This window comes from Variovorax sp. MHTC-1, assembly GCF_003984645.1.
Taxonomy (GTDB): domain Bacteria; phylum Pseudomonadota; class Gammaproteobacteria; order Burkholderiales; family Burkholderiaceae_C; genus Variovorax.
Genome location: NZ_RWKI01000005.1, coordinates 147,450 through 159,614 on the forward strand (window position 1 = coordinate 147,450; position 12,165 = coordinate 159,614).

At 68.9% G+C, this 12,165-nt stretch carries 11 protein-coding genes; 8 read left to right on the forward strand and 3 right to left on the reverse strand.

The genetic code is table 11. The features are described 5' to 3' along the window. Positions 1 to 75: 75 nt before the first annotated feature. The gene (ydiK, locus tag EJI01_RS10620; protein WP_126837077.1) at positions 76 to 1,143 is read right to left on the reverse strand and encodes an AI-2E family transporter YdiK; all 1,068 of its coding nucleotides are present in this window, start codon (positions 1,141 to 1,143) and stop codon (positions 76 to 78) included. A gap of 89 nt (positions 1,144 to 1,232) precedes the next feature. Between ydiK and EJI01_RS10625 the strand changes: the two genes are divergently transcribed. The 5 genes from EJI01_RS10625 to EJI01_RS10645 are packed head-to-tail and all read left to right on the forward strand — an operon-like array spanning position 1,233 to position 6,240. Then, entirely contained in the window at positions 1,233 to 2,132 is a 900-nt protein-coding gene (locus tag EJI01_RS10625; protein ID WP_126837078.1) for a Ku protein, read from the forward strand. After that, complete coding sequence (locus EJI01_RS10630; RefSeq protein ID WP_126837079.1) at positions 2,129 to 2,983, forward strand: tetratricopeptide repeat protein; 855 nt, start codon at positions 2,129 to 2,131, stop codon at positions 2,981 to 2,983. Before EJI01_RS10625 ends, EJI01_RS10630 begins: the two co-directional genes overlap by 4 nt. A 6-nt stretch (positions 2,984 to 2,989) precedes the next feature. Then, entirely contained in the window at positions 2,990 to 5,527 is a 2,538-nt protein-coding gene (gene ligD / locus EJI01_RS10635) for a DNA ligase D (protein WP_126837080.1), read from the forward strand. Between the two features lie 38 nt (positions 5,528 to 5,565). Beyond that, positions 5,566 to 5,946, forward strand: coding sequence for a hypothetical protein (locus tag EJI01_RS10640; protein ID WP_126837081.1), 381 nt, complete (start codon positions 5,566 to 5,568; stop codon positions 5,944 to 5,946). 24 nt (positions 5,947 to 5,970) lie between these two features. Further along, a complete protein-coding gene (locus EJI01_RS10645; RefSeq protein WP_126837082.1) occupies positions 5,971 to 6,240 on the forward strand; it encodes a GlsB/YeaQ/YmgE family stress response membrane protein in 270 nt (89 codons plus the stop codon). Here EJI01_RS10645 and EJI01_RS10650 read toward each other — a convergent pair. After that, on the reverse strand, positions 6,191 to 6,742 hold the full coding sequence (locus EJI01_RS10650) for an adenylate/guanylate cyclase domain-containing protein (protein WP_126837083.1): 552 nt from the start codon (positions 6,740 to 6,742) through the stop codon (positions 6,191 to 6,193). The genes EJI01_RS10645 and EJI01_RS10650 overlap by 50 nt on opposite strands. A gap of 290 nt (positions 6,743 to 7,032) precedes the next feature. Here EJI01_RS10650 and EJI01_RS10655 point away from each other — a divergent pair, with 290 nt between their 5' ends. Next, positions 7,033 to 8,598 carry a phospholipase D family protein gene (locus tag EJI01_RS10655; protein ID WP_185878894.1) on the forward strand — a complete coding sequence of 522 codons (1,566 nt, stop codon included), beginning with the start codon at positions 7,033 to 7,035 and terminating at the stop codon, positions 8,596 to 8,598. A gap of 36 nt (positions 8,599 to 8,634) precedes the next feature. Here the strand turns inward: EJI01_RS10655 and EJI01_RS10660 are convergent, their stop codons facing one another. After that, positions 8,635 to 10,119, reverse strand: a complete 1,485-nt coding sequence (locus tag EJI01_RS10660) for a cyclic nucleotide-binding domain-containing protein (protein WP_185878895.1) — start codon at positions 10,117 to 10,119, stop codon at positions 8,635 to 8,637. Here EJI01_RS10660 and EJI01_RS28750 point away from each other — a divergent pair. After that, positions 10,103 to 10,444 carry a hypothetical protein gene (locus EJI01_RS28750; RefSeq protein ID WP_185878896.1) on the forward strand — a complete coding sequence of 114 codons (342 nt, stop codon included), beginning with the start codon at positions 10,103 to 10,105 and terminating at the stop codon, positions 10,442 to 10,444. The genes EJI01_RS10660 and EJI01_RS28750 overlap by 17 nt on opposite strands. Further along, the gene (locus EJI01_RS28755; RefSeq protein WP_185878897.1) at positions 10,441 to 12,147 is read left to right on the forward strand and encodes a cyclic nucleotide-binding and patatin-like phospholipase domain-containing protein; all 1,707 of its coding nucleotides are present in this window, start codon (positions 10,441 to 10,443) and stop codon (positions 12,145 to 12,147) included. Before EJI01_RS28750 ends, EJI01_RS28755 begins: the two co-directional genes overlap by 4 nt. Positions 12,148 to 12,165 lie beyond the last annotated feature (18 nt).

Below are 12,165 nucleotides of genomic sequence, written 5' to 3' on the forward strand. Positions count from 1 at the left end.
CTGCTGCTTGCCTCATGATTCGGCCTTCGCCTGGTGCTGCCGCAAGAAGCGGGAGCGGCCGAACCGGCTCACACGCTACGTCTGACCTTCTACCGCTTCGGCATCCCGGAGCCAGTTGTCGATCAGCGTGTATGACACCGCCAGCATCACCGGCCCCACGAAGATGCCGACCAACCCAAAGCCGAGCAGCCCGCCGATGACGCCCGCGAAGATCAGCACCAGCGGCAGGTCGGCGCCGCGCCGGATCAGCACCGGGCGCAGAAAGTTGTCCATGGTGCCGACGATCACCGTCCACACCAGGAGGAAGATGCCCCAGCCCGTCGATCCGCTCCAGAAGACCCAGATCACCGCCGGCGCCAGCACCAGCGTCGGCCCGACCTGCACGATGCACAGCATGAACATCACGGCGGTGAGCAGGGCCGCGAAAGGCACGCCGGCAATTGCCAGGCCGATGCCGCCCGCCACCGCCTGGACGAAGGCCGTCACGCCCACCCCCAGCGCCACGCCGCGGATCGCCCTGCCGGCCAGCACCACGGCATCTTCCCCGCGCTGGCCGCCGAGCTTGTGGCCGAAGCGCCGGACCACCGCCGCCGCCGATTCGCCGCCCGCGTACATCATCGCGGCGATGACCACCGTGAGCAGGAACTGCAAGGTCAGCGCACCCAGCACGCCGGCCTGCGCGAAGAGCCATCCGGTGACTTGCCGCATATATGGCGTCACCTTCGCCTCCAGGCCGGCCACGCCCGAGGCCACGAGATCGTTCCAGGCGATGGTCGCCCGCGGCCCGATGAAGGGCACGCGATCCACCCAGCCGGGCAGCTGCGGCGGGCCGCGGCTGATCAGCAGCCTGATCCATGCGACGACTTCTTCCGCGTTGGCGGCGATGGTCGAGATCGCCAAGGTCAGCGGCAGCACGAACAGCAGCAGCAGGATCAGCACCATCGCGAGCACCGCCAGGCTGCGGCGCCGCCACAGCCGCGCCTGGATCCATAGGAAGGCCGGCCAGGTCGCCACCACCACCATCGCGGCCCAGATCGTCGCGCCCAGGAAGGGGCGCAGGATCCAGAGCGAAGAGCCGATGAGCAGCACCAGGGTCAGGACGCCGAAGGTGGTCTTGGCGAGGTCGGGGCGGGGTTCGGACATGGTGGGGTCGGGTGAGGGGAAGTGCGCCTATTCTCCTGGCAGCCAAAAAATGGCATGCTGCCTTCCTTCGTTCGCCTCGAGGAAATCCCATGGCTGCTCGTTCCATAGCGTCGCTCTCGCTCGGCTTCGGACTGGTCTCGATTCCCGTCAAGCTGTATTCGGCGACGGAGAGCTCCGCAACCGTCCGCTTCAACCTGCTGTCGAAGGACGGCTCGCGCGTGAAGCAGCAATACATCTCCGAGAAAGACCAGACGGTCGTGCCGCGCACCGAGATGGTCAAGGGCTACGAGTTCGAGAAGGACCGCTACGTCATCTTCAAGCCCGAGGAGCTCAAGGCGCTGGAGGAGGGCGGCAGCCACGTGATCGACATCGTGTCCTTCATTCCCGAGCAGGCGGTCGACCCGCTCTACTACGACAAGGCCTATTTCCTCGCGCCCGACAAGCGCGGCGGCAAACCCTACAACCTGCTGAAAGCCGCCATGCAGGAGAGCGGGCGCTGCGCGCTGGCGCGCTGGGCCTGGAAGTCCAAGCAGTACGTGGTGCAGGTGCGCGCCAACGACGACGGCCTGGTGCTCCAGCAGCTGCTCTTTGCCGACGAGGTGCGGTCGATGAAAGACCTGGAGATCGAGCAGCTCCCGCCGCCCTCGGCCGCCGAGCTCAAGCTGGCGCTGCAGCTCATCGATCAGATCTCAGCCGACGACTACGACCCCACGCTCTTCGAGGACGAAGAGAAGAAGCGCATCCTGGCCGCCATCGACGCCAAGATCGCCGGCCAGGAAGTGGTGGCGGTCGAGCATCCGGAAGATGCCGCTGCCGGCGCCCAGGTCATCGATCTCACCGACATGCTGCGCGCGAGCCTCGGCCGCGCCGTCAAGCCCGGCGCGAAGCAGCCCGCACCCGCAGTCGAAAGCAAGGGCGCAAAGCGTGCCCCCAGGGCGGCAAAAGTGGCCGAGGCCGCCCCGCCGGCGCGCGCGCGCATGAAGAAGTGACGAACGGCGCCCCGCTGGCAAGCACGCACCCCTACACCTTGCGCGGCGTCCGGCAGATGCTGGGCCTGACGCGGCATGCCATCTCGAAGCTGATCGAGCTCGGATTCGTCGACCCCTCGCGCGGACCGGGGCGCGCCTTGCGCTTCTCGTTTCGCGATGTCGTGCTGCTGCGCTCGGCGCACGACCTGCGCGTGGCGCGCATTCCCACGCGGCAGATACTGCGCTCGCTGCGGCGGCTCAAGGACACGCTGCCGCCCGAGGTGCCGGTGAACGGGCTGCGCATCACGGCCGCCGGCGACCGCATCACGGTGCGCGAAGAGAACGCGCAATGGGAGCCCGACACGGGCCAGCTGGTGATGGACTTCAGCGTCGCGCCGGCGACCGGCTCGGTGAGCTTCATCTCCCAGCGCGCCCCGGAGCCGGCGACGCCCGAGTCCGACGACCTCGAAGACCTGTTCGAGACGGCGGAAGAACTGGAAGCCTCCGACCCCACTGCCGCCGAAGACACCTACCGCCTCATCCTCGAGCAGGACCCGGCCCACGCCCACGCCTACCTGAACCTCGGCTTCATGCTGTGCGAGGCCGGCCGCTGCCGCGAGGCCGTGGCGCTCTACGACGAGGGCATCGTGCATTGCCCCGACGACCCGCTGATGCACTACAACCGCGGCGTCGCCCTCGAAGACCTAGGCCGCGTGCCCGCCGCGCTCGCGAGCTACGAGGAGTGCCTGCGCCTGCAGCCCGACCTTGCCGACGCGCACCAGAACGCCGCGCTGCTCTATGCCCAGGCCGGACAGAAGCAGATGGCCATCCGCCACTTCAGCGCATTCCGGCGGCTGCAGCCGCGGGCCTAGCCGGCGATGTCCCGCGCCGCCGACCCGCTCAGGAAATACAAGGCCAAGCGCAACTTCGCGCTCACGCCGGAACCGGCCGAAGGCGGCACCGAAAGCACGCACGCGCGGCAGTTCGTCGTGCAGAAGCACTGGGCCACGCGCCTGCACTACGACGTGCGGCTCGAGCTCGACGGCGCGATGAAGAGCTGGGCCGTGCCCAAGGGCCCGAGCTACGACCGTCAAGTGAAGCGCATGGCCGTGCACGTCGAGGACCACCCGATCTCCTACAACAGCTTCGAAGGCACCATCCCGCCCAAGCAGTACGGCGCCGGCAAGGTCGTCATCTGGGACAAGGGCACCTGGACGCCGATCGGCGACCCGCACAAGGGCTACCAGGACGGCGACCTCAAGTTCGAGCTGCACGGCTACAAGCTGCGCGGCAAGTGGGTGCTGGTGCGCATCAAGAGCAAGGAGGAGAAGCAGAACGCGTGGCTGCTCATCAAGGAACGCGACGCCTACGAGCGCCCTTCGGCCGAGTTCAGCGTGGTCGACGAGTTTCCGGATAGCGTGGCCGACCTGCCCATGCCCGAGCCCGCGGAGGAAGCGGCCGCCGGCCCCGCGGCGACATCCGCACCGGCAAAGAAGAAGCGCGCCGGCACGCGCGGCAGCATGCCCGCCGGCGCAGTCGAGGCAGAGATGCCGCAGAAGCTGTCGCCGCTCCTGGCCACGCTGGTCGACGCGCCGCCGCCCCGGCCGAGCGAATGGGTCTACGAGATCAAGTTCGACGGCTACCGCATGCTGGCGCGCATCGATGCAAGCCACGGCGTGAGCCTCATCACGCGCAACGGCCACGACTGGAGCAGCCGCCTGCCGCACCTGGTGAAGGCGCTCGCGCGCATGAAGCTCAAGCCCGGCTGGCTCGACGGCGAGATCGTGGTGCTTGCCGAATCCGGCCGGACCGACTTCCAGGCGCTGCAGAACGCCTTCGAGAGCGCCAGGACGCAAGGCATCGAGCTCTTCCTGTTCGACGTGCCGTACTACGACGGCCACGATCTGCGCCGCGTGCCGCTGGTCGAGCGGCGCGAGTTCCTGCGCGGGCTGCTCGCCAAGGCGCCGGCCGGCATCCGCCTGAGCGAAGCCTTCGATGCGCCCCCGAAGGACATCATCGCCTCGGCCTGCAAGCTCGGGCTCGAAGGCATCATCGGCAAGCGCAAGGAGAGCGGCTACAGCTCGCGCCGCTCGACGGACTGGATCAAGCTCAAGTGCAGCCAGCGGCAGGAGTTCGTCATCGGCGGCTACACCGACCCGAAGGGCTCGCGCATCGGCATCGGCTCGCTGCTGCTCGGCGTGCACGACGACCAGGGCGAGCTGGTGTACGCCGGCAAGGTCGGCACCGGCTTCAACGAGCGCTCGCTCGCGGACATGCACCAGCGCCTGCAGAAGATCGCGATCGACCAGCGCCCTTTCAAGAACAAGACCGAGGACGAGCGCAACGCCCACTGGGTCAAGCCCACGCTGGTGGCGGAGGTCACGTATTCGGAGTGGACCGGCGGCGGCCACATCCGGCACGGCGTGTTCCAGGCGCTGCGCACGGACAAGCCGGCGCGGGCCATCGTGCGCGAGAAGCCCGTGCACTTGGCGGACGCCGACACCGGCCAGCAGCAGCCCATCGCGCACACGCTGCCGCCGACGCTCAAGGTCACTAACCCCGAGCGCGTGATCGACCCGAAGAGCGGCGTGACGAAGATCGAGCTGGTGCGCTTCTACGGCCTCGTCGCGCCGCTGATGATGGAGCACCTCAAGGGCCGGCCGGTGTCGATCGTGCGTGCGCCCACCGGCATCACGGGCGAGCTGTTCTTCCAGAAGCACCTGGACAAGGGCAGCATGCCGGGCATCCGGCAGCTCGACCCCGCCATCTGGCCGGGGCACGAGCAGATGCTCGAAGTCGCGACGCCGGAGGGGCTGCTGTCGGCCGCGCAGATGAACGTCATCGAGTTCCACACCTGGAACGCGGTCAAGACCGCGACCGGCAAGCCCGACCGCATGACCTTCGACCTCGACCCGGGCGAGGGCGTCGCCTGGCCGGCCGTGCAGCAAGGCGCCGAGGTCGTGCGCGTGTTCCTCAACGAGCTGGGCCTGGCGTCTTTCTGCAAGACCAGCGGCGGCAAGGGCTTGCACGTGGTGGTGCCGCTGCGCAAGCATCACGACTGGGACACGGTGAAGGATTTTTCGGAAGCCATCGTGCGCCACCTGGCCCGCACGCTGCCGAAGATGTTCGTTGCCAAGAGCGGCCCGCGCAACCGCGTGGGCAAGATCTTCATCGACTATTTGCGCAACGGCTTCGGCGCCACGACCGTCTGCGCCTGGTCCGCCCGTTCGCGGCCCGGGCTCGGCGTGTCGGTGCCCGTCGAGTGGGCGGAGGTGCAGCACCTGGCGAGCGGGGCGCAGTGGACGGTGCGCAACATCCACACGCGGCTGGACAAGGGCAACGAGCCCTGGAAGGACTATGCGAAGTCGGCGCAGGGGATCGGGCCGGCGATGAAGATGCTGGGCTTCCGCGGATGAGGGCCTCGCCCTACACGCGCTGCGGCCAAATGCCCACCATGGCGGCGGTGCGCCGCACCTATGAAGGGTCCTCGGTCAGTTCGACCGTCTTCATCCAAGGGGCTGCCATGGACAATTCTGATCAGGAAACTTTGACGCAAGGTTCAGCGCAATCGAACCCCACCGACGAGGGGGCCACCACCGCAGAACTCGCAAAGCGCGCAGCGCGGCAGGCGATGGACTCCGGAAAGGGCTACGCCCAGAACGCCATCAACGAGGCCGGCAAGAGACTGACGGCAGCGAAGGAGCAAGTGAGCCGAGCTGCCGACCAGGGGACGCACTATGTCTCCGAGCAACCCGCACGCGCCATAGCGATTGCAGCTGCCGGTGGCGCGATCCTCGGCGCTCTCCTGGTCACCGCGATGCGCGGTCGCCGCTAGTCCCGCACGCACCCGGAGAACAAGATGAACATCGTTATTTGGCTGGTGGTCGGCGGGCTCATCGGCTGGGTCGCCAGCATGATCATGAAGACGAATGCGCAGCAGGGTTTGATCCTCAATATCGTGGTGGGCATCGTCGGTTCGCTGATCGGGGGCTGGCTCATCGCGCCTCTGCTTGGCGCGGGCACCGTCAACCAGAATGATTTCAGCATCGGAGGACTGCTGGCCTCCCTGATCGGCGCAATCATCTTGCTCGCGGTGGTGAATCTTGTGCGGCGAGGGCGCGTACGGTAGCTCGGCTGGGTGGTGAAGCGACGGCCGCGCCGCAGGTCGTGGCTTGCCTGGCGCAGTATCGGATGCCGCCTATGCAGCGTGCCGCAGCCACGGCGGCATCGGCACGGCGTACGTCTTCGATGGGCGCTCCGAACACGGCCTCGATCTCATCGCCAATGAACTGCAGCACCAAGCCGCCGTGCGCGTGAATCGCGGCGTCCATCTCACTGAAATAAGCGTTCAGATCGGCCACCACCTCGGCCGGCGGGCTGGCCTCGACCCAGGGCGTGAAGTCGCGCAGGTCGGCGAAGAGGATCGGCACGTCGCGCTGCACGCCGGCTCCGCTCACCCGGCCGGCGAGGATCTCGTCGCGCACTTCGGGGCTGACGTACCTGCCAAATGTCTCGCGGATCGCCTCGCGTTCGCGCAGGCCCCGGACCATGGCTTTGAAACCTTCGGCAACGGCGCCGATCTCGTCGTTTGAGACCACCCCGCAGCGCGCGTCCAGCCCACCGCGCTGCACTTGCCATGGCTGCCTGCACCTCGCTCAGCGGTCGTGCCACGCATGCCGCGACCAGCAGGGCCAAGGCGACCGAAACCACGACCCCGCCAAGTGCGAGCACGATGATCACAAGATTGAGGTTGTGGATGATCGCCGCCGCTGTCGCCGCGTCGGCGGTCCGTAGCGCGTCAGCGGGCGGCATGGGGTGCGTGCCGGCTGCTTGGACAAGCAGGACCTTCCGCTGCCCTGTGGATGGCGTCAGAATTGCGGCGAACGCTCGCTTACAGGCGATGCGGTTCGGAGCCGAAGCCATGAGACGCTGGTTGACCGCCATCTTCGTGCTGCTGCTCGCCGGCTGCACAACGCTGCCGCCGCGCATCGCGCAGCCTGCGAGCAGCGCCATGGTCGCTACCGGCGTCACGCCCCTCGGGCGCATCGCTGCGGTGAGTCTGGCCGATGCACCCGGAGGCGACACGGGCTTCAGGCTGTTACCCAGCGGCGAGATGGCCTTCGATGCACGCCTTGCGCTGGCCGAGGCGGCCACACGCTCCATCGATGCGCAGTACTACCACATCCATGCCGATACCGCCGGCGCCGCGTTCCTCGCGGCGCTGCGGGATGCCGCGCGGCGCGGCGTGCGCGTGCGGCTGCTGGTGGACGACTACAACGCCGGCGAACTGTACCTCCTGCTGCGCGGGCTGGCCGCGTTTCCGAACGTCGAGGTGCGCCTGTTCAACCCGCTGCCGGCGCGCTACGGCACGCCGATCGGTCGCATGCTGATGTCGCTGCACGAATACGCGCGTGTCAACCACCGCATGCACAACAAGCTCTTCGTCGCCGACAACCAGTTTGCCGTCTACGGCGGGCGCAACATCGCCGACGAATACTTCACGCGCCACGGCCAAGCCAACTTCATCGACCTCGACGTGCTCTCCGCCGGCGCGGTCGTGCGCGAGCTGTCGGCGAGCTTCGACCGCTACTGGAACAGCGAACAGGTGTGGGCGCTGGAGCAGCGGCTGCATGTGTTGGAACGCGACATGGACCCCGCCGAGCGGCGCGCCGACTTCGACATGCGGCTGAAGGAGATCGCCGGCCCTCCGCCGAACGTGCCGCCGCGCGACCACCTGGGCCAGAGCACGGTGCGCGCGCAGATCGCGCAGGGCCGCTTGCAGTTGCTGCCCGGCACGGCCCGCGTGCACGACGACCCGCCCGACAAAGTGGTCGGGCCGGTGGACACGAACAAGGCCACCCGGGCGATGCGCGCCAAGCTCGACGTGATCGCCGGCGCGCGCGAGGAGGTGGTCGTCGTCAACCCCTATTTCCTGCCCGGCCCGGTCGGCCTGCGCATGATGCGGGAGGCCCAGCAGCGCGGCACGCGGGTGCTCATCGTCACCAACTCACTGGGCTCCACCGACGAGCCGCTTGTGTACCGCGCCTACTCGCGCTACCGCCCCGAGATGCTGAAACTGGGCGTAGAGCTGTACGAGTTCGGTCCCGAACTGGTGCGGCGGTCGGACAGATTCGGAGCCTTCGGCAAGTCCACGCCGCGCCTGCACGCCAAGGCGGTGGGCGTGGACCGGCGCTGGATGGTGGTGGGCTCGGTCAACCTCGATCTTCGCTCCGCGGTGCTGAACACCGAGTTGGGCGTCACCATCGACTGCGCGGCGCTCACGCGTCAGGCGCTCGGCCTGCTGCGCGCCGACGCCTTCGCCAGCATGTACCGGCTCCAGCTTGGTGAAGACGGCCAGACGATCGAATGGCATCTGCGCGACGACAGCGGCAAGACGCAGGTGCGGCGCGACGAGCCGCACGCGAGCCTATGGCAAGGCATTTCGCTGTGGCTGCAATCGTGGCTCATATCCGAGATCGACTTGTAGCCGGCCCCGACCAGGGTCCCTTGAATCCGAGGTTCATCAACGCGCGATGCGCACGATGCGCGCCGCGCCAACGGCCGTCACTGCCATCGCCTGCTTCGTATCGAAGAAGGCGGGCGCGCGCACGACGGTCGATGTGCCAACCTGCTCGATCTGCACGGTGCCCAGCAGCACGAGCAAGAGCTCGCCGGCGCTCACCTCGGCGCGCTCGCCGGCGGCCAGCGGCCGGTGCTGCCCCGCGTGGACGACCGCCAGCCGCGCCGCGCGCTCCATCGTCTTCCACGTCGGCAGGCCACGCACGCAGTCGTCGAAGCGCCGCGCCGCGAAGTTCTTCCAGAGGATCTCGCTCAGTTTCGGGTGCGCTTCGAGGATGGAGAACAACGCCGCGCGCGAAATCTGGATGAGCAGCGTGGCGGTGGCGGTGCGCAGCGAGGCACTGCGCCGTTCGCCGCTGAGCATGGCGATCTCGCCGAACATGTCGCCGCTGGCCAGCTCGTCGATGATGGCGTCTTCGCCTTCGCCTGCGCCCTCGCGATCGGCCAGCACATAGACGGCGCCGCGCGCAATCACGTAGAGCTCGTCGCCGGGGTCGCCGGCACGAAAGACGGTCCTTCCCGCGGGAAGCGCGACGATTTGCGCGCTGCGTGCCAGCGTGGCCAGGCTGGGTGCGTCGAATGAGCCGAACAGTGCGGTCGCCTCGAGGCGCCGCACGACCTCGGCCGGGCGCAGCAACTGGCCGCCGATGGGCAGGCGGTACAGCATCGCCGTCAATCCCTCCCTGCGCCGCGCGTAGCGCTCGGCGAAGAAGGTCGAGATCATGTGCCGGAGGTTGTGCGGGTCGAGCCTGACGAGGGTGACGAGTCCGTCGCCTTTGCCGTAGCCGGGGTTGGCCTCGATGAAGAAGCGCGCCGCGGGCTTGTCGCATTGGCGCCAGTAGTAGCGCTCGACCTCGGAGTCGCGCGTGATCCAGTGCACCCGGCGAGTAAGCGGGTTGTCGGAGGTCACGCGCTCGAGCCCGAACGAGTTCGCCAACTCGTCCATGACGTCGACCACGGCCGGCGGCGGCGGATGCCGGGTGCTCGGCCAGATCACGTCGAAGTGCTTGGCAAACAGGCAATAGCTCGAAGGGTGCACCAGCGAGCCGAGGTAGTAGACGCGCCGCCCGGGGTAGCGCAGCAGGTAAGGCACGCCGAGCTTGAGGCCGAAGCGTGTGTTGGTATTGCCACCCCGGTAAGCGCGCAGCATGCCGGCCTCGGCACGAAAGATGGCGCTCGCCTTGCCGGCCAGTTCACGCTCGAAGATGTGCAGCGCGAAGTAGCCGACGATCTCGCCTGCGTGGTTGCGGTGCACGTTGATCCAGGTGTGCTCGGCCGGGGACTCGACCACGTACTTCGCGAACGAGTCGCGGCTGACGCCGTCAAACACCTCGCAATGGACCTTGTAGAGCGCATCGATGAACTCCTGCCGCGCGGCGGGGTCGAGCTTGCTCGGGACGACGATGGCGGATTTGGCGATCTTCGGCATAGGTGTCGGGCGCTGCGGACCACCCGTCGAACCGCCGGAAAATCCGAAGGCCGGCGGGTTGCACGCGTGGCGGATAGGACGAACGATTTTGCTCCACGGCACGCCCGACCCGATCACCGAGGCGCCCTCGCGCCGCGGCATACTGGCGGCCATGATCGCCGAGCCGCCGCCCCTTTGCAGCCGCCGGACGCTTCCGGCCGAGGCGCTCGCAGTCCTCGCCGAAGGTTGCGGGTTCCTGCTGCTCGGCGTGCTCGCCGCGCCGATTGCCCTGCCGATCGAGAACGTCGCGCGCCGGGATGCCCTGGTGCCCGGACTGGCGCGATGACGCCTGCGCTCGCCCTGCACCCGCTGTTCGCCGGCATTTCGTCCGAGGCGCTCGCCTCCCTTGAACGATGCCTGCAAACGCGTCGCTTCGAAGCGGGCGACATCATCCTGCGCGCCGGCGTGCCGTCGGCCGAGCTGTTCGGGCTGATCGACGGCGCTGTGCGCGTCGAGCTGGCCGGGGGTGGCCGGCGGCTGCTGCTGTTGCCGCCCCAGTGCTTCGGCGAGCTGTCGGCGCTGACCGGCGATCCGGTCTCGGCCAACGTCGTCGCCCAGCGCGATGTGCGAACCTGGGTCCTCTCGGCCCCCGTTCTCTTAGGGGCGATGGCGCAGGAGGTCGCGTTCTTCCGCAACGTCGCGACCTTGCTGGGGCTGCGCCTTCGCGAGCGGACGCGCCGTGCGCCGGCGGCGCGGCCGCGCGTCGTGCTGGTGCCGACGGGGGAGGATGGCGACCCGATCCTGCTGGCGGCGCTTGCCCGCGGTTTGCAGCACTACGCGCCCGGCTCCGAGCACGACGAGTCGCGCGACGACGCGGCAAGCGGCGCGCTGCACATTCGCCGCTGGCGGGACGTTGGGCCGAGCGACGCAGTGCTGCTGCTCGGTACCGGCCAGGCCGGCAGCGCGGCGTTGCTGGCGGAGCTCGATGCCGATGACGCGTTGCTGGTCACCGCAGACGATCTGCGCCGCCTCCCGGATACGCACGCCGCCCCCGTCGTCTGGCGCCCGGGTGCGCTCTCCGGGGCGGCGGCACTGCAGCGCTGGTGCCACGCGGTGCCGCGCGACGAGATCGACGCTGCGGCATCGGGCGGCGACTGGTCGCGGGCGCGCCAGCCGGCGCTCGATCACCTCGTGCGGCGGCTTTGCGGCCGGGAGGTGGGCGTGGCCATGAGCGTGGGCGCGGCTGCCGGGCTGGCGCACCTGGGGGTGCTCGAGGTCCTGGAGAGCGACGGGCTGCCGATCGACTTCCTTTGCGGCTCGAGCATGGGGGGTGCTGTGGCACTGGCCTTTGCCCGATTCGGCAGCGCGCGCGCGGCGACCGAGAACGTCCTGCGCGTGGTCGCGGACTTCGCGCGCGCCAGGGGCATGCAATGGCTGCCACGCGCCTCGCTCATCTCCGCATCGCGCATGACGACGCTCACCCGCGAGCTGTATGGCGATGCCACGTTTGCGCAGTTGCGGTTGCCGGTCGCGGTCGTCGCGGCCGACCTGACGATGGGCAAGCGTGCCGTGCTCGACAGCGGCGCCGTGGCGCCGGCGGCACGGGCCACGGCGGCGATCCCGGGGGTGTTCGCCGCGGTCCGGCTCGGCGACTCGGTACTCGTCGACGGTGCGGTCGTGTCGCGCCTGCCGGTCGACCTGCTCGCCGCGCGCGGCTGCGGCTTCAGGCTCGCCGCGCTGGTCCGACCCACCTATCCCGAGGCGCCCCCCGATGCTGCGCGCGCCGCCGATCGCTTCGAACAGCGACTGCGTCGCCCGTTCGGCCTGCGCGCTGCAATGGGCGGTGCCTGGCGCTTGCAGGGCTGGTGGGACGCCGCCGCCCAGGCCGATCGCGCCGACCTGTCGCTGACCGTTCCGATCCCGGTCGGCGAAGGCTTCAACTTTGCGGCGGCCGAGGCCATGGTCGACTGTGGCCGGCGCACGGCGCTGGAGCGTCTGCCGCAGATCCGCCTGGCGATGCAGCAGGTGCTGGCGCCAGGGGTGCCTTGACAATACGCAGCCGGGCGT